This window comes from Hyphomicrobium sp. (genome assembly GCF_051860585.1).
In the GTDB taxonomy this organism is placed as follows: domain Bacteria; phylum Pseudomonadota; class Alphaproteobacteria; order Rhizobiales; family Hyphomicrobiaceae; genus Hyphomicrobium_C.
Genome location: NZ_JBHYDS010000010.1, coordinates 54,962 through 71,630 on the forward strand (window position 1 = coordinate 54,962; position 16,669 = coordinate 71,630).

The 16,669-nt window shown below is 63.4% G+C and carries 14 protein-coding genes; 11 read left to right on the forward strand and 3 right to left on the reverse strand.

Annotated features, from left to right (window positions below):
* Window positions 1–213: 213 nt before the first annotated feature.
* A complete protein-coding gene (locus ACTIFK_RS15730; protein ID WP_150978945.1) occupies window positions 214–888 on the reverse strand; it encodes a carbonic anhydrase family protein in 675 nt (224 codons plus the stop codon).
* A gap of 15 nt (window positions 889–903) precedes the next feature.
* Window positions 904–2,616 (reverse strand): SulP family inorganic anion transporter, encoded by a 1,713-nt coding sequence (locus tag ACTIFK_RS15735; RefSeq protein WP_206078111.1) that lies wholly within the window; start codon window positions 2,614–2,616, stop codon window positions 904–906.
* Here ACTIFK_RS15735 and ACTIFK_RS15740 point away from each other — a divergent pair.
* Window positions 2,600–2,959 carry a hypothetical protein gene (locus ACTIFK_RS15740; protein WP_150978944.1) on the forward strand — a complete coding sequence of 120 codons (360 nt, stop codon included), beginning with the start codon at window positions 2,600–2,602 and terminating at the stop codon, window positions 2,957–2,959. The two genes, ACTIFK_RS15735 and ACTIFK_RS15740, sit on opposite strands and share 17 nt — an antisense overlap.
* 579 nt (window positions 2,960–3,538) lie before the next feature.
* Here the strand turns inward: ACTIFK_RS15740 and ACTIFK_RS15745 are convergent.
* Window positions 3,539–3,664, reverse strand: a complete 126-nt coding sequence (locus ACTIFK_RS15745) for a hypothetical protein (RefSeq protein ID WP_281350930.1) — start codon at window positions 3,662–3,664, stop codon at window positions 3,539–3,541.
* Between the two features lie 777 nt (window positions 3,665–4,441).
* Here ACTIFK_RS15745 and ACTIFK_RS15750 point away from each other — a divergent pair.
* The 10 genes from ACTIFK_RS15750 to ACTIFK_RS15795 all read left to right on the forward strand — a co-directional run bounded on the left by ACTIFK_RS15750 (window position 4,442) and on the right by ACTIFK_RS15795 (window position 16,552).
* Window positions 4,442–5,608: a universal stress protein gene (locus ACTIFK_RS15750; protein ID WP_354197419.1), complete on the forward strand. Its 1,167-nt coding sequence runs from the start codon at window positions 4,442–4,444 to the stop codon at window positions 5,606–5,608.
* A gap of 198 nt (window positions 5,609–5,806) precedes the next feature.
* A complete protein-coding gene (locus ACTIFK_RS15755; RefSeq protein WP_150978942.1) occupies window positions 5,807–6,871 on the forward strand; it encodes a TerC family protein in 1,065 nt (354 codons plus the stop codon).
* Window positions 6,868–7,212 carry a DUF1476 domain-containing protein gene (locus ACTIFK_RS15760; protein WP_150978941.1) on the forward strand — a complete coding sequence of 115 codons (345 nt, stop codon included), beginning with the start codon at window positions 6,868–6,870 and terminating at the stop codon, window positions 7,210–7,212. The genes ACTIFK_RS15755 and ACTIFK_RS15760 overlap by 4 nt, the downstream gene beginning before the upstream one ends.
* Window positions 7,213–7,392: 180 nt before the next feature.
* A complete protein-coding gene (locus ACTIFK_RS15765; protein ID WP_167523851.1) occupies window positions 7,393–8,151 on the forward strand; it encodes a tellurite resistance TerB family protein in 759 nt (252 codons plus the stop codon).
* A gap of 28 nt (window positions 8,152–8,179) precedes the next feature.
* Window positions 8,180–9,754, forward strand: a complete 1,575-nt coding sequence (locus ACTIFK_RS15770) for a pyruvate kinase (RefSeq protein ID WP_150978939.1) — start codon at window positions 8,180–8,182, stop codon at window positions 9,752–9,754.
* 65 nt (window positions 9,755–9,819) lie between these two features.
* Window positions 9,820–10,800: a dihydroorotase gene (gene pyrC, locus ACTIFK_RS15775; RefSeq protein ID WP_244505151.1), complete on the forward strand. Its 981-nt coding sequence runs from the start codon at window positions 9,820–9,822 to the stop codon at window positions 10,798–10,800.
* Between the two features lie 37 nt (window positions 10,801–10,837).
* The gene (ilvD, locus tag ACTIFK_RS15780) at window positions 10,838–12,559 is read left to right on the forward strand and encodes a dihydroxy-acid dehydratase (protein ID WP_150978938.1); all 1,722 of its coding nucleotides are present in this window, start codon (window positions 10,838–10,840) and stop codon (window positions 12,557–12,559) included.
* 153 nt (window positions 12,560–12,712) lie between these two features.
* A complete protein-coding gene (gene cysD, locus ACTIFK_RS15785; protein ID WP_047558490.1) occupies window positions 12,713–13,645 on the forward strand; it encodes a sulfate adenylyltransferase subunit CysD in 933 nt (310 codons plus the stop codon).
* Window positions 13,645–15,570: an adenylyl-sulfate kinase gene (gene cysC, locus ACTIFK_RS15790; RefSeq protein WP_082004873.1), complete on the forward strand. Its 1,926-nt coding sequence runs from the start codon at window positions 13,645–13,647 to the stop codon at window positions 15,568–15,570. Before cysD ends, cysC begins: the two co-directional genes overlap by 1 nt.
* Window positions 15,571–15,637: 67 nt before the next feature.
* On the forward strand, window positions 15,638–16,552 hold the full coding sequence (locus ACTIFK_RS15795) for a DUF6671 family protein (protein ID WP_244466408.1): 915 nt from the start codon (window positions 15,638–15,640) through the stop codon (window positions 16,550–16,552).
* Window positions 16,553–16,669: the final 117 nt, after the last annotated feature.

Sequence of the window (16,669 nt, forward strand, 5' to 3'; positions counted from 1 at the left end):
CGACATTGCTCTGTTCTTTCCCATTTATCTGCCGCGGGGACTCGAAGCGGTGCAGTTGTGCTCCTTCTCAGGAATGCATGGCCGCTTGTTTCGCCCGCCCGGACGTCGAGTTCTTGCGCGCGGCCTGTGCCGGTGGCCTGACACTAACAGGGCAGCACTGGAACGGACGACTGCACTGTAGTGCATCACCCCGCGCGAACGGCCTGCCACAATTCAGGCAGTCAAGAACTCGACCTCGCCAGTCTCCATCGCGTACATCGCTCCGACGATCTTGATTTCTCCAGCCTGTTCCATCTCGGCCAAGATGGCGCTTTCGGCGCGCACGCGCTCGACCCCCAGCCTGACGTTCTGCTCGGCGACCCAGCGGACATACTCGGTATTTGCGCTGGTTCGGGCGCCTTCGAAGCCGTCCGTTCTGAGCGTCGCCGGCCGGATCTTACCCAGTAGGGCGGTAATATGACCCATCTGGACGCCGTCGATAGCCCCCATGACCGCACCGCAAAGCTCGTGACCCATGACGACGACGAGCTTGGCGCCCGCGACCTTGCACGCGAACTCCATGCTGCCGAGGATGTCGACGTTGATGGTGTTGCCTGCCACTCGCGCCACGAACATGTCACCTATCCCCCGGTCGAACACATCCTCAACCGGGATCCTCGAATCGAGACAGGACAGCACCACCGCCTTCGGATACTGACCCGCGACTGCGCGGCGGATCTGTTCGTTGTGGTTGCGGAGCGTCACTTCGCCACTCACAAAGCGGTCGTTACCCTCCGTGAGCAGGGCGATTACCCTGTCCGGCGTCAGGCTCGCCTGCTCCTCCTTGGTGAGGACCTCCTCGACGAGGCCCTGCTTTTCTCCGTTGGCTATTTCGGACGCGGTATTCATTGCTTTCTCCTTTGATCAAGTCGCTCCAACGGGGGCGATGGCGTCTCCATCTTCGCGGGCCGGCGGCCCGCGGCGTTTCAGCCAATCGCTCACCGACTCCATGTCGGCGAACAGCATGTCCTCGCTGATCAGGTCAGGGACAATCTTCAGGTCCCGCAGCATGGCGAGGGGCTGTTCCTGAACGCCTGTGAGGGCCACCTGAGCGCCCTTCTGGCGCAGGTCGAAGGCGACCTGCTCCAGTGCGTAAAGCCCTGACTGGTCGACATAGGGAACCTCTTCCATGCGGATCACCAGCAGCGCGGCGTTCGCGTCGACCGTGCTCGCCATCTCCTGGAACCGCGATGCGGAGCCGAAGAAGAGCGGTCCGTACATGTGCTTGATGTAGATTTGCCCTGGATGGGCGTCGAGTGCCTTCTCTTCATCGGCCCAAGGCTGATCGGTGAGTTCGCCGACATGGGAGTTCGCCTCGGTCAGGTCGCTCATCTTCTTCATGAACAGAATGCTGGCCAGGACCACGCCGATCGCGACGGCATGGATGAGGTTTCCGAACACGGTCATACCCATGACGATGAGCAGCACGGCGGCGTCGGCACGGGGTATCCGGACGAGATGCCGGAAGCCCTTGTAGTCTATGATGGAGAGGCCGACCGGAATCAGGAGCCCGGCGAGAACGCTTAGGGGTATGTAGCCGGCGAACCGGCCGAGCCCGAGGAGCACGGCCAGCAGGAACAGGCCATGCACAACGCCGGACAGCCGCGTCGTTCCGCCAGCGTTGATGTTGACCACCGTTCCCTTCGTCGCGCCGGCGCCTGGGATGCCACCGAAGATCGCCGCGACGCTGTTCCCGATGCCTTGTCCGATCAGTTCGCGCCGGCTGTCATGCTTGGTCTTGGTGATGTTATCGGCGATCACCGAGGTCAGCAGGGAATCGATTGAACCGAGCAGTGCCAGGGTGACGCCGAACCCGATGATGAGCGGATAGTGCTCGGGCGACACCGAGAACATCTGGTCCAGCTGCAGCCCGGGAATAGCGCTGGGAATTGCACCCACATTGGGCACGTCTAGGTCCGCGAAAACAGCGACCAACGTGCCCACCAGGAGGGCCACGAGCACGTTTGGCACCGCTTTGGTCACACGCGGGAACAGATAGTACACCGCTACGGTGATCGCCCCCAGCATCACCGCGCTCCAGTTCACGGCGGCGATCGGTTCGGCGATGCGGGTGAAGACCTCCAGCGGCGATTTCGGCGACGCAGATCCGAGGAACGGCCAGATCTGAAGCACGATAATGATCAGTCCGACGCCGCTCATGAAGCCTGATACAACGGGATAGGGGAAGAACTTGACGTACTTACCGACGCCAACAAGTCCGAGCACGACTTGCAGGATGCCGCCGCAAAGGAAAGCCAGCAGAGCGATGCCCAGCCCCGCTTCCACGCTGCCGGTCGTCGCGATAGCCGTCGCCACCACGGAGGCTGAGACGACGGTCATCGGTCCGGTCGGACCCGATGCCTGCGTACGGGTGCCGCCAAGCGCCGCAGCAAGGATCCCAAGCGCGATGGCACCGTAGAGGCCTGCGGCTGCGCCGAGCCCCGATTGAACGCCGAACGCCAATGCCAATGGCAGCGCGATCACGCCCGCCACCAGCCCCCCCGACAGGTCGCCCTTCAAAAAGGCAAGCGAATAGCCCCCAGGCAGAGTGCGTCCGGGCATGTCGCGTGAGGCCATCACACACTTCCTCCTGAAGTTTGTCACCCGCGCTGCCGGTGCAGGCCGTCCATACCAGTTGATGGGCGTGCGGGATAGTCGGCACGGTGAGCGGCGCGGAGTTCTTCGTGACCAGCGCCATTTCGTCGGCATTCTTGGCTGCCCTGCTCACGGCAACCTTCCAGTGGACGTCAGAACCTACGCTATCGAAGTGGTCGGGCTGATCGTCGGCGGGCTTGCGGCGGCACCCCTGGCCGGCTTCGTTGCGCGGCTCGCGCCCGCCCGTTATCTAACTATTGCCGTTGGCCTGCTCGTACTCGGGTTGGCCGCGTGGCAGATCGTGCGAGCCGTCAAGCTGACGTAGCCTTCAATGAAGTCACGCCCGATATTCGGCCGCAAGCTTGCAGGGTCAGTACGGCTAGGCACTCGGTGTATTACAGGCTTGGCCGTTCGAACGGCAACAGTGCCTCTTTCCCCTCTCACTGCCACCGCACCTCCCCGGTAGCGAGGCCGTAAACAGCTCCGACCACCTTCAACTCTCCTCGGCTCTGCGGCCCTATTCTCAAACTCGGTGTAGGTCACAACTGCTGTGACGACGCGTCGAGGTTGTCCAATCGATCGATCATTTTCTTGCACCTGTCTCGGCCGTCTGGTCCTCCGCGACGCACTGAGCAACGGCAGCACGAAGTTCTGGGCTGCTCGGCCTCAGATCGGCGAGGTCGGACGCGCCTTTCCCCTCCAAGATGCGATCTGCCGCGCAGCCGCAAAGGCGCTCTGGATCGACCCCCGCCGCCAGCGCGATCTCAGACTGAGGAACCCAAGCCGTGCAGGCTTGCACAGCACTTTGCCGAACCCCACGCCGGATACTTTGGTCGACGACGCCGCCGCTGTCACAGGCCGCTAGTGAGAGAAGCGACATAGCGGCCAACATTCTGTTCATTGATTATTCTTCATCATCGTCTTGGCCGCGCTGCTCCGTGCGATCGTCATCGTCAGGCTCACGCTCAGGCGCGTTGCAGGCCGACAGAGCGAGCAGCGCGACGGTTGCGCATGTGAGCAGAAGCCTCATGCCGGTTTCCTTACCTTTTCGCCCGAAGCGGTCCGACATGGCGACTGTCGGGGGTTAACAGCCGCCAGTGGTCCGCGACCCTGATGGCAAAGTCAACATCAAGCAATCGATCAGCATGACAGGCCGCGGCGCAAGCTACCTTCGGCTGGCGTGGCTTTCCTCACGCGCCCTGGCATTGCCGACCTTGGCAGTTTACCCAGCCGCCACACCGTCCAGCGCGCTGAGGCGCGCTTGGGCAAGTCTGGGACCAAACTGATGCCTAGCGACAGTAGTCGACAGCACACGCCGCTGAGGCCGTCCGGCCGAGCCTAGCTCGTGACAGCCAAGACGGCTGACACGAGGTGAGTCATGAGCACTTATTGCGCGCGCTACCCCAGCCGCTCCACGGTCTGCTTGAGATTGCGCAGCTAGCGTAAGGCTTTTCGGCCCTTGAGCGTTCAGAAGGATGCCGTGAGAGCACTTGCGTCGAACACAGGGACACAGTCAATTGTCCCGCCGCGGGACAGCGCCAGTCGGCACGCGCCCCGCGCGGCGGAATGGCGCTGTTCCGAAGGCTTCCTTGAGTGTTCCGTTCTGATGGTCTGCGGGCGAGACGCAGCTGCTCGGCAGCGCGCTCGATGCTGGTTCGTGACCGTCCAGCGTAGTGTGGCTGCTTGTACTCCGATCCGCAGTTTTTCTCGATCAAAGCACTATTATTAATCTGCTTTTTTTGACGATCAATCAAGCCCACATTCCGCACATGCTCAAGAATCTGGGTGGATGGAGGATTGATGATCGTTGTTCAGACGCCTGACAGGGACCGACCGATGGTGCTTGCACGCCGACTGCATCACGGCGATCGGCAATACGATCGTCGTGAAACCGGCGGATCGGCTTCCCGACCGCGGCATCGTTGGCCAGACCGCGTCGGAGCCTTCAGCCATTGAAATCGAGCGCAGCGGCTTCGTTCCCCGACGTCACCAAGCAGCTCTGCGCTCGGCAAAGGTACAGGCAAACGGACGGGGAGGAACAGGCGCCGTGCGGACTGACGAACAACGACGGCACAAGAGGGCGATGCCGTCCCGAACCATCCGGACCAAGCTGGGATTTGAGAGAATGGCTTTCAACGACGCCCTGCTTCACGTGAGCAGCTATCCCGATCCGACCCCGGTTGCGGCCGTCGAGCAAGCGGTCGACTTCTCCGCGGCGTTAGGCGCGCGCATCTCGGCGCTGACTTTCAAGGTCGAGATCCCGCTAGCCAGCAACATAGTTGCGGACATGTTGCTCGACATCCCGGGCATGATTGCGGCGGCGCGGCGGAGGAGCGTGGCGCATGCCCAGAATCTGATCGGTGCGTTCGAAAGCATGGCGACGAAGCGTGGCCTCACACACCAGCAGATCATCGTGTCATGCACCACGGTGCAGCTCCCGGACATCGTGACTGAACGCGCCAGGATGCACGATGTCACGATGGTCCCGATCGGCAAGCACGCGGACCTACAGCAACAAATCGCCAAGTGCGTGATACTCGGCTCTGGGCGACCGACGATTGTCTTCCCGGAAACGCCCAAAAAGCAGCAGTTCTTTTCCCTCGATGTCGTTGGAGTGGCTTGGGACTTCAGCCGGCCCGCGGCACGAGCCGTGGCGGATGCCCTCCCGCTCCTTCAGCGCGCCAAGACCGTGCGGGTGGTGACGATCACACAGAAGAAGGCGCCCGATACGAGAAGCTCGGGAGGGGAACTCGCGGAGCATCTCGCCTGTCATGGGATCGAGGCTGTCTTGGAGGAGGAAGACGCCGCCGGCCGGACGATCGGCCAGGCTCTCGAAGAGTATGCAACCGCGCACGACCTCGACCTGCTCGTAATGGGTGCCTACGGGCACTCCCGCTTGCGCGACTTCATCCTGGGTGGCGCGACGAAGACCATCGTCGCGAACCCGCCGCTGCCAGTGTTCCTCTCACATTGAGATGGAGCACATACGGCAGTGCATCGGCGAGCGACAACCCGAACAAGAGCCATTGGCGCTATCGCAATTGGCCCGCTCGCTAACGTCTCAAACGCTCCCGAAGGCCCCGGGTCCCGCTGGCGTTCGAGCATGGCGCAATAGGGAGCCCGTAACGCATTCAACGGGTGCTCTCAAACACCCGAATAGTAAGGATTACGCATGGAACTGCTCGCCGATTTCCTGACCAGCGATTTCCTCGGCAAGTCTGTCTGGCTATGGCTCGCCTTCCTCTTCGTGGTCGGCGCGCTGCTCGCCTTCGACCTCGGCATTCTTCACAAGAAGGATAAAGAGCTCGGTGTCGCGGAAAGCCTGAAGCTATCGGTGTTCTACATCGCTGTCGCGCTCGTGTTCGGTGCTTGGCTGTGGTGGTCCATGGGCCCGACCTCGGGCATGGAGTACTTCACGGGCTACGCTCTGGAGAAGGCGCTTTCGATCGACAACGTCTTCGTCATCTCGCTGATTTTCAGTTATTTCGCCATTCCCGCCAAGTATCAGTACCGGGCCCTGCTGTGGGGGATCATCGCGGTGCTGGTCTTGCGCGGCATCATGATCGGGCTCGGCGCGGCGCTCGTGCAGCAGTACGAGTGGGTACTCTACATCTTCGCTGTCTTTCTGATCGCCACGGGGATCAAGATCCTCGTCGTCGGCGAGGGCGAAAAAGACGTGTCGAAGAACCCGATCGTGCGCTTTCTGTCCAAGCGTATGCGGGTGTCGGCAGAGTTGCACGGTTCGCATTTCTTCGTTCGCAAGCCAGACCCGAAGACAGGCAAGCTCGCGCGCTTTGCGACGCCCCTGTTTCTGGCGCTGGTCATGATCAACATCGCCGATCTGGTATTCGCGGTCGACTCGGTGCCGGCGATCTTCGCCATTACGACGGACACCTACATCGTGTACACGGCCAATATCATGGCGATCCTCGGGCTGCGCGCCCTCTATTTCGCTCTCGCCGCCATGGTGCATCGCTTCGAGTATCTGAAATACGCGCTCGCCATCGTGCTGGTCTTCATCGGGGCGAAGATCTTCTGGAACCAGATCGTCGGCAAACTCGACCCCGCGATCTCGCTCGGCGTGACCCTGTCCCTCATCGCGGGCGGTGTGCTCTTCTCGCTCTGGAAGACACGTGCGGCCGCGCGCGAGGAAACTCATGGTCGCGGCCAGACGGATTTGCCTCCGCTCCCCGTCGGAGAGCACCCCCATGCCCGCTCTGCCGGAGATGATCGATGAACGTTGATGTCCCTATTGCTGCCATGACACACGGCACCGCATCCTCCACCGGGACCGACTCGTGCATAGACACCGACACGCGTGACAACGTCCTTGCCCGCCGCAACGTGCTCGCGGGTTTGTGGGCCGGTCGACTGATGCAGCTCCGGGACGATGGAGTTCAAGGCTACGCGACAGCGGTTCACCACGCCGACTTTTGCGAGCCTGGGGACGAAGATGTCGTCGACAAGCTCTTTGGCGACCTTACCCGTTGCGGATTTGCCATCACGCGCGAGGAAGTACGCCGCAAGCTCTGTGAGTTCCATCGTCAGGCGATCGTGCAAACCCGCGAGACCGACTGAATGACCCGGAAGAGACGACTGGCGAAGGCAAATCGCTCGGCACGTATAGATGACGCGCCGTCGCGTGCGAACTGCACGTGCCGTAGCACTGAATCGCCGCTGCGCTGCTGCCGCGGCGCAGCGCTGTGAATGCATGTCTGCAAAAGGCACGAGCCGACCGGTCCATCACAGGAGAACACAATGATCGACGTGAACAAACTGCTGAACACCGTGCTGGCGGGTGACCCGGCATCACGGCAAGGCAACGCGGAAGTCGGACTACCGGTCGACCGCAGTAGACGCGCGGGCCTCGGCGATTACCTCTCCAGCAATGTGGGCGCACTCGGAACTGGCGCGCTCGCGGGTGGTTTGGCGGGCACGCTCCTGACCTCCAAGCACGCGCGGAAGCTCGGCGGCAGCGCTTTGCAGATCGGGGCTGTCGCCCTGCTCGGAGGGCTCGCCTATAAGGCCTACAGCAACTATCGCGACGGCAAGCCGCTCGTTCCGCAAACCATCCGCGATGCGCTTGGCGGCCTCTCGCCGCAGCAGGCCGGTGCGGCACAACCGGCTTCCGGCGGTCTGTTGTCGCCACCGAGTGCTCTGCCGGCAGACAGCAGCGCCACCCTCCTGTTGCGTGCGATGATCGCGTCGGCCATGGCCGATGGTCGCCTTGACGAGACCGAGCGTTCCCGTTTGATCGAGCGCGTCGAAGCGAGCGCTCTCCCGGGCGAGGAGCGGCATTTTCTCGAGTCTCTGATCGCCCATCCGGATACGCCGGAGCAACTCGCCGCCGCTGCGAATTCTCCTGAGGAGGCCGCGCAGGTGTACCTGGCAGCCTTCATCGCAATTGATGCCGATACTCCCGCCGAAGCGGCTTGGCTCGACGATTTGGCCAACAAGCTCGGCCTCGATCCGCTTTTGCGCAGGAACATCGAGGCCGCCGGCCGCGGTACCGCGTGATCTTGTAGGACGCGCGATCGGAGAGCCAATGACGCTGAATGCGATCCAACGTTCGAGCTTGAAACGTCCTGCTGCGGGCCGCACCCGTGAGGCAGACCGGAAGGTGTCTGCGAAGCGCCTCCTGTCCAGGATCGTTCGCATCCGAGCTGCCGTCATTCGGGAGAGCCAAGCCATTGTGGAGGACTGGACCCCCAACGTGGCTCGGCCGAGTTTTCTGCCTGGAGCCATCAATCTCGCGCAGTATCTAGCGTTTCGTCGCCATGATTTAAGCGGTCTACAACATCAGCTCTCGGCGCTTGGACTGACTTCGCTCGGGCGGAGTGAGGGCCGCGTTATGGCGACCCTTGACGCCGTCTGCGCGAGGCTGACCGAAATCGCCGGCGAGCCCGCCGTGTCCCATCCCGTCCCCTTAGCCTTCCGGAACGGAAAGCGGATTTTGAGGCGAGAGCAGGCCAGGATTTTCGGGAGCGATCCGCACGGGCCCGGCACGCGGATCATGGTCACGTTGCCGACCAGAGCCAGTGAAGATCGCGCCCTGGTGGCTGACATCATTCGGGCCGGCGCCGATTGCCTGCGCATCAACTGCGCGCATGGGGGACCGGAGACCTGGGCGACCATGATCGAGAACAGCCGCGCCGCGGCGGCTGAGCAAGGCAGGACCTGTCCAATCCTCATGGATATCGCCGGCCCGAAATGCCGGATCGCCGAAGTCTGCGCGCCGAAGAAGACGCGGCTCCACCGCGGCGACCTTCTCATGTTGGCTGGTCGCATGCCCGCTCAGCTAAAGGCTGGCGATATCGTCATCCGTGTGACGTTCCCTGCCGTACTTGATCAGCTTGAAGCCGGAGCACGGGTCTTCATCGACGATGGCCGCATTGGAGCGCGCGTCGAAAGGATTGAGCCTGACGGCGCGATGCTTCGCGTGAAGCAGGCGCGCAGCAAAGGGGAGAAGCTCAGACGCAAAAAGGGACTGAACTTCCCGGATACGGCGCTCGATCTTCCGCCCCTGACCGAGAAGGATCTGCAGGATCTCGATTTCGTCGCGGAGAATGCCGATCTCGTCGGGTTTTCCTTCGTTCAGCGTCCGTCAGACATCACCCTTATTCAGCAGGAACTGGCAGCACGACGCGGCGAACGCCCCGCGCAGCCGTTAGTGCTCAAGATCGAAACCGCGCTCGCCGTCAGGAACCTTCCCGAACTGATCGTGCATGGCGCCGGGCAACAACCGCTGGCGGTCATGATCGCGCGTGGCGATCTGGCGGTCGAACTTGGTTTCGAACACATCAGCGAAGTCCAAGAGAACATTCTCTGGCTATGCGAGGCAGCCCATGTGCCTGTCATCTGGGCGACCCAGGTGTTGGCTGGGTTGGTGGAAGAAGGATCGCCCAGCCGGGCGGAAGTAACCGATGCGGCCATGGCGCAGCGCGCCGAATGCGTGATGCTCAACAAAGGACCTTTCATCGTCGAGGCAGTACGTTTTCTCGACAATGTGCTCCGCCGCATGGATCGCCATCAGTCGAAGAAGTCGGCCCGCCTCATGCCGCTGGAGCTCTGGATAGAACCGCAAGATGCGCGTCAGGCGCGCGAAGCGGAGCGAAGGTGACCCCGGTGAACGAGATGACCCTCCTTCGGCCTGACGACTGGCACGTGCACCTTCGGGATGGGGCCATGCTGCAGATGGCGCTGCCATGGACGGCGAGCACCTTCGGCCGCGCCATTATCATGCCCAATCTCGATCCGCCGATCACGACGGCTGCCCAAGCTGCGGCGTATCGCGATCGGATCCGGCGCGTCTTGCCCGACGGCTCCAGGTTCGTGCCGCTGATGACCTGCTTCCTCACCGATGAGACCGATCCAGTGGAGGTAGCTCGAGGCTTCGCCGAGGGAGTTATCACCGCGGTCAAGATGTATCCGGCGCGCAGCACGACCAATTCCGCCGCCGGTGTCACGAATGTCCGCCGGGTCTATCCGGTGTTGGAGCGGATGCAGGCCATCGGCATGCCGCTTCTGGTCCATGGCGAGGTGGCCGACGGCGAGGTCGACGTCTTCGACAGGGAGAAGGCGTTCATAGACCGGGTGCTTGTCCGGCTGCGGTCCGATTTCCCGGCGCTGCGGATCGTCCTGGAGCACATCACGACCGCCGAAGCCGTGGACTATGTGCAGGACGCCGAGGGGCCCATCGGAGCCACCATTACTGTTCATCATTTGATGATCAATCGCAACGCGATGTTCGCGGGCGGTATCCGGCCGCATATGTTCTGTTTGCCCGTGGCCAAGCGGGAGGGCCATCGCCTCGCATTAAGGAACGCCGCGACCTCCGGCAACCCCCGCTTCTTCCTCGGCACGGATTCGGCGCCGCACCTGGTCCGGGACAAGGAATCGGCCTGCGGCTGCGCCGGCATCTTTACGGCGCCGGTTGCGCTCGAATTGTACGCCCAGGTCTTTGATGAGGAAGGGGCGCTCGATCGGCTCGAAGCCTTCGCGTCGCTCAACGGCGCACGTTTTTACGGCCTGCCGCCCAATACCGAGACCGTCACGCTCGTGCAGTCAGCTTGGAAGCCGCCCGAAACCCAGCCGGTTGGAAGGGAGCAGGTGCGGGTGTTCTGCCCGGAAGGCGTGGTCCGTTGGCGCATTGCGCCGACGGATTGAAAGCAACGGATCCCTATTCACAAACCGAGGCCGACCCATGACACATAGCTTCGACAAATCCAGGCTGCCGAGTCGCCACACGACCGTTGGTCCCGAGCGCGCGCCGCATCGTTCGTTCCTCTACGCCATGGGGCTGACCGAAAAGGAGATTGCCCAGCCCTTTGTCGGCGTCGCCACCTGCTGGAACGAGGCGGCGCCGTGCAACATCGCGCTCAGCCGCCAGGCGCAGGCGGCCAAGCTGGGCGTCAAGGCGGCCGGTGGCACGCCGCGCGAGTTCACCACCATCACCGTGACCGACGGTATCGCCATGGGTCACCAGGGCATGAAGTCGTCGCTGGTGAGCCGGGAAGTGATCGCCGATTCGATCGAGCTCACCATGCGCGGCCATTGCTACGACGCGCTGGTTGGCCTTGCCGGCTGTGACAAGTCGCTGCCCGGCATGATGATGGCGATGGTCCGCCTCAACGTCCCGAGCGTGTTCCTTTACGGCGGAACAATCCTGCCCGGGCGCTTCCGCGGCAAGGACGTCACCGTGCAGGACGTCTACGAAGCGGTGGGCGGCTATCAGGCTGGCCAGATTTCCGCCGACGAGCTGCACGCGCTCGAATGTGTCGCTTGCCCTTCCGCAGGCTCCTGCGGCGGCCAGTTCACTGCCAATACCATGGCCTGCGTCTCCGAGGCGCTTGGGCTCGCACTGCCCGGCTCGGCCGGTACCCCGGCGCCCTACGAGAGCCGCGACGCCTTCGCGGAAGCGTCCGGCAAGGCCGTGATGAACCTGCTGGCGCGCGATCTCAGGCCGCGCGACATCGTCACCCGCAAGGCACTGGAGAACGCCGCTACCGTGGTGGCGGCTTCTGGCGGCTCGACCAATGCGGCGCTGCACTTGCCGGCGATCGCGCACGAGGCGGGCATCGACTTCGACCTGCATGCGGTCGCCGAGATCTTCAAGCGCACGCCCTACATCGCCGATCTCAAACCCGGTGGGCGCTACCTTGCCAAGGATCTGTTCGAGATCGGCGGTGTGTCGGTGCTGCTGAAGGCGCTGCTCGACGGCGGCTATCTGCACGGCGACTGCATCACGGTGACAGGCAAGATGATCGCCGAAAACCTGGCCGATGTAGTCTTCCCGACCGACCAGGACATCGTTCGCCCGATCTCCGATCCGATCACCACCACCGGCGGCGTGGCCGGTCTGCGCGGCACGCTCGCCCCCGAGGGCGCGATCGTCAAGGTGGCTGGTATGACGAACCTCCAATTCCGCGGGCCGGCCCGGTGCTTCGACTCCGAGGAAGCGGCCTTCGACGCCGTCCAGAAGCGTAAATACCAGTCAGGGGAGGTCATCGTCATTCGCTATGAAGGGCCAAAAGGCGGGCCCGGCATGCGCGAGATGCTGGCGACCACGGCAGCCGTTTACGGCCAGGGCATGGGCGACAAGGTGGCGCTTGTCACCGACGGGCGCTTCTCCGGCGCCACGCGCGGCTTCTGCATTGGGCATGTCGATCCGGAAGCGGCCGTTGGCGGCCCGATCGCATTGCTGAAGGACGGTGACATCATCGCCATCGATGCCGAGGCGGGTACGCTTGACGTGGAGCTCTCGGCCGAAGAGCTGGAGGTTCGGCGCAAGGCGTGGCGACCGCATCGTCACGACTTCCAGTCAGGCGCGCTTTGGAAATTTGCGCAGACCGTGGGGCCCGCCTCGAAAGGCGCGGTCACCCACCCTGGGTCCGCCGCGGAGACGCACTGCTATGCCGACATTTGAAAGCCGGGCGAAGCTGAATGCCCCACGGCCATTCGCGGCTGCACGCACCGTGTCGTGGCGACCTGGCCGCGCGCCGCCTCTGCAAGTGACACTTGGAAGCTCAAGAAGCCGCCATCTTCTCGGCGGCCGCACAAGTCGAGAGACCATGCTGATATGACAGTCATCGAAGCTCCCAGCCGAGTTGATGAACGATTCTCGCACATACGCCGGCTCGAGGCCGAGTCGATCGCCATTATCCGAGAGGTTGCCGCCTGTTTTCAGCGGCCCGTGCTGCTCTACTCGATCGGCAAGGACAGCTCGGTCCTGCTGCATCTGGCGCAAAAGGCATTCGCACCGGCGCCGCTGCCGTTCCCGGTGCTGCATGTCGATACCGGATGGAAGTTCCGGGAAATGATCGCCCACCGCGACAGCATCGCCGCGCGCCTTGGGTTCGAACTCCTCGTTCACACGAACGAGGAAGCCGCGCGCGCTGGCATCACGCCGTTCACCGCATCTTCGGCGGTCTACAACCATGCGATGAAGACCGAGGGACTGAAGCAAGCAATGGCGCGCTGGGGTTTCGATGCTGCGATCGGCGGCGCACGCCGCGACGAGGAGAAGTCGCGCGCCAAGGAGCGCATCTTCTCACACCGCAACCCAGCGCAGCGCTGGGAGCCAAAGACGCAGCGGCCGGAGTTCTGGCATGCTTGGAACACGCGCCTCGCCCCCGGCGAGTCGATGCGTGTATTTCCGCTGTCAAATTGGACCGAGCGCGACGTCTGGGACTACATCTGGATCGAAGGCATCTCCCTCGTTCCTCTTTACTTCGCGAAACCTCGGCCCGTCGTCCGGCGCCAAGACACCTGGATCATGGTGGACGACGACCGCATGCCGCTCGAGGCGGGAGAGTCCCCCGAAAAGAGGTCGGTCCGGTTCCGCTCCATCGGCTGCTATCCCTATACCGGGGCGATCGATAGCACCGCCGCCACGCTTGCCGACATCCTGCTCGAGATGCGGTCGACGCGCATGAGCGAGCGCCAGGGACGCTTGATCGACCACGATCAGCCCGGATCGATGGAGCGCAAGAAACAGGAAGGATATTTCTGATGCGCGACACGCCCCATCAGATGCCGGAAGAGGAAAGCCCGGACGCCATAATCGCCCGCGTCATCGCCGCCGAGCAAGCCAAGTCGCAGCTTCGCCTGTTGACGTGCGGCAGCGTCGATGACGGCAAATCCACGCTGCTCGGGCGAATCCTCTACGACGCCGACTGCGTCTACGAGGATCAGCTTGCGCGCCTGTTCAATGACAGCAAAGGCCGTGTGCCGGAGGGCGATCTCGACTTCGCGCTGCTGCTCGACGGGCTCATGTCCGAGCGCGAGCAGGGCATCACGATCGACGTCGCCTGGCGTTTCTTTGAGACCGACAAGCGCAAGTTTGTCGTCGCCGACTGTCCGGGCCACGAGCAATACACGCGCAACATGGCCACCGGCGCATCGCAGGCGGATGCCGCCCTGCTGCTGGTGGACGCGCGCAAGGGCGTCCTCACCCAGACGCGACGTCATGCTCATATCCTCGCCTTGATGGGCATCCGCCACGTCGCCGTGGCGGTGAACAAGATGGACCTGGTTGGCTTCGACCGCACTGCGTTCGAGCGTCATGCGGCCGAGATTGCCGACCTTGCCGAAGCGCTCGGCTTCACCGACGCGGTTGCCGTCCCGGTCTCGGCGCTCAAGGGCGACAATGTGTTGGGCCGCTCGGCCGCGATGCCCTGGTTCGAGGGCCCTACGATCATCGGATGGCTCGAGTCGGTCGACGTCGACGATGCGCTGGAGATCGGACCATTTCGCATGCCGGTGCAGTGGGTCAGTCGCGCCGGCCAGGATTTTCGCGGCTACTGCGGACGGATCGTGGGCGGCCGGGTGCGACCGGGAGACGAGTTGACGGTGGCACGCTCCGGCGCGCCTACCGTGGTCACGCGCATCATCCCGGAATGTGATCTCGGTCAGGCCGTCGCGGGGCAGTCGGTCACGCTGGTGCTCGACCGCAACGTGGACGTAAGCCGCGGCGACGTGCTGGCCGCCGCCGATAGCCCGCCCGCTATCGCGGATCAGTTTCAGGCGCATCTGCTGTGGTTGGGCGAGGCGCCCATGATCCCCGGCCGCCAATACCTGATGCGGCTCGGCACCGACGAAGTGCCGGTGAGCATCACAGCACTGAAGCATCGGATCGACATCGACACGCGTGCGCATCTGGCTGCCCGTCAGCTCGCAATGAACGAACTCGCGGTCGTGAACCTCGCTGCCGATCGCCCAGTGGCCTTCGACCCTTATGCCGAGAACCGCGACATGGGCGGCTTCGTGCTGGTCGATCGCATCACCCATGCCACGGTGGGCGCCGGGATGATCGACTTCGCGCTGCGGCGCGCCGGCAATATCCCCTGGCAAGCCTTCGATACCGCTCCCGATGCGCGCGCCGCGGCGCAGGGGCAGCGCCCGGCGATCCTGTGGTTCACCGGACTGTCGGGGGCTGGCAAGTCGACGATTGCGAACATCGTCGACCGCAAGCTGATGGCCGCCGGCTTCCATCCATTTGTGCTGGACGGCGACAATGTCCGCCACGGGCTCAATCGCGATCTCGGCTTCACCGAGGCGGATCGGGTCGAGAACATCCGCCGCATGGCCGAGGTCGCAAAACTGATGGCCGATGCCGGGCTTGTCGTGCTGGTCTGCGTGATTTCACCCTATGCGCGCGACCGGGCGCTCGCGCGTGAGATCGCCGGCAGTCATCCATTCTATGAGATCTTTGTCGATGCGCCGCTGACGGTGGCGGAAGCGCGCGATCCCAAGGGGCTTTATGCGAAGGCCCGGGCTGGAAGAATCACGCATGTCCCCGGCATCGACGCGCCTTACGAGACGCCTGAGGCGCCGGAACTGCGCCTCGCTTCTCACGACGGGCCGGCCGAGGCGCTGGCGGATCGGGTTCTCCATCTTCTCAAGCTCGACCGTACTCTCAAGGTGACCGATGACTAGGGAGCTTTCGCCAAAATGTACAGCACAGCGGATAGCCATTTCCGAATCGACGCGGGGTCGCGCCTCCATGCCGATCTCTGATTCCCGCGACACCCCCGCCCACGCGCTTCCCGATCAGGTCGGCGGCGACCAATTCCATCTGGCCGGCGCACGGACGGTGATCGCCACGATGCACGGCAAGGAACGCGTGATCGCCCCTTTGCTTGCGGAGGCGCTCGGCCTCGATTGCGTTGTGCCACGGGCCTTCGATACCGACCGCTTCGGGACCTTCAGCCGCGAGATCGAGCGAACCGGTTCGCAACTCGACGCCGCCCGCGCCAAGATCGCCGCGGCGTTCGAACACGTACCGCATGCACGTGTGGCAGTCGCCAGCGAAGGCAGCTTCGGGCCACATCCCCAAATTCCCTTCGTCCCGATCGGCCGCGAGATTGTCGTAATGAAGGACCGCGTCAGCGGTCTTGAATTGATCGGTCATTATGCGGGTCTGTCGACGAATTTTGGCCATGCGGTCGTTACGGACCTGACCGGCGCCAGTGCGTTCGCCGAACGCGCGCGATTTCCCGGACATGGGGTGATCGTCATGGGCTGCGTCGATCAGCAGCCGGCGCCCAGGTGCGCGCTGATCAAGGGCATTGACGCTTGGGCCGAACTGCAAAGGGCGATTGAGGAGGTGATCACGATCTGCGGCGCCGCCTTCGTTGAGACCGATATGCGCGCCCATCGCAACCCCACCCGAATGCGCGCCATTAAACGCGCGACGCTGGACCTTGTCCGCCGGTTTCGGAGCCTGTGCCCGATCTGCGCTCGACCCGGATTTGCCATCACCAAGCGGCTATCCGGCCTGCCATGCTCATGGTGCGGAGGCCCAACGCTCGCGCTGAAAGCTGATGTCTATAGCTGTGAGGGGTGCGGTTACCGGGAAGAGCGCGCGGTGAAGGCGGCGACAGCGGACCCGGGGCAATGCGGGGAGTGCAACCCGTGACCAAGGGAACGAAGGGAGAGCAGAATGGCCGCTTCCCAATCGCCCGTTGAGCCTCTCCTAGAGGCCGAAAAGCAGATTGCGTGGGTGCTCGCCCATCCTGGCATGAGCGACTGGCTG

Coding starts and splice junctions, on each gene's coding strand:
- ACTIFK_RS15755 (WP_150978942.1), top strand. CDS start 5,807: ATGGAACTGCTCGCCGATTTCCTGACCAGCGATTTCCTCGGCAAGTCT.
- ACTIFK_RS15740 (WP_150978944.1), top strand. CDS start 2,600: ATGTCGCGTGAGGCCATCACACACTTCCTCCTGAAGTTTGTCACCCGC.
- ACTIFK_RS15770 (WP_150978939.1), top strand. CDS start 8,180: ATGACGCTGAATGCGATCCAACGTTCGAGCTTGAAACGTCCTGCTGCG.
- ACTIFK_RS15745 (WP_281350930.1), bottom strand. CDS start 3,664: ATGAGGCTTCTGCTCACATGCGCAACCGTCGCGCTGCTCGCTCTGTCG.
- ACTIFK_RS15765 (WP_167523851.1), top strand. CDS start 7,393: ATGATCGACGTGAACAAACTGCTGAACACCGTGCTGGCGGGTGACCCG.
- pyrC (WP_244505151.1), top strand. CDS start 9,820: ATGCTGCAGATGGCGCTGCCATGGACGGCGAGCACCTTCGGCCGCGCC.
- cysC (WP_082004873.1), top strand. CDS start 13,645: ATGCGCGACACGCCCCATCAGATGCCGGAAGAGGAAAGCCCGGACGCC.
- ilvD (WP_150978938.1), top strand. CDS start 10,838: ATGACACATAGCTTCGACAAATCCAGGCTGCCGAGTCGCCACACGACC.
- ACTIFK_RS15735 (WP_206078111.1), bottom strand. CDS start 2,616: ATGGCCTCACGCGACATGCCCGGACGCACTCTGCCTGGGGGCTATTCG.
- cysD (WP_047558490.1), top strand. CDS start 12,713: ATGACAGTCATCGAAGCTCCCAGCCGAGTTGATGAACGATTCTCGCAC.
- ACTIFK_RS15795 (WP_244466408.1), top strand. CDS start 15,638: ATGCCGATCTCTGATTCCCGCGACACCCCCGCCCACGCGCTTCCCGAT.
- ACTIFK_RS15760 (WP_150978941.1), top strand. CDS start 6,868: ATGAACGTTGATGTCCCTATTGCTGCCATGACACACGGCACCGCATCC.
- ACTIFK_RS15730 (WP_150978945.1), bottom strand. CDS start 888: ATGAATACCGCGTCCGAAATAGCCAACGGAGAAAAGCAGGGCCTCGTC.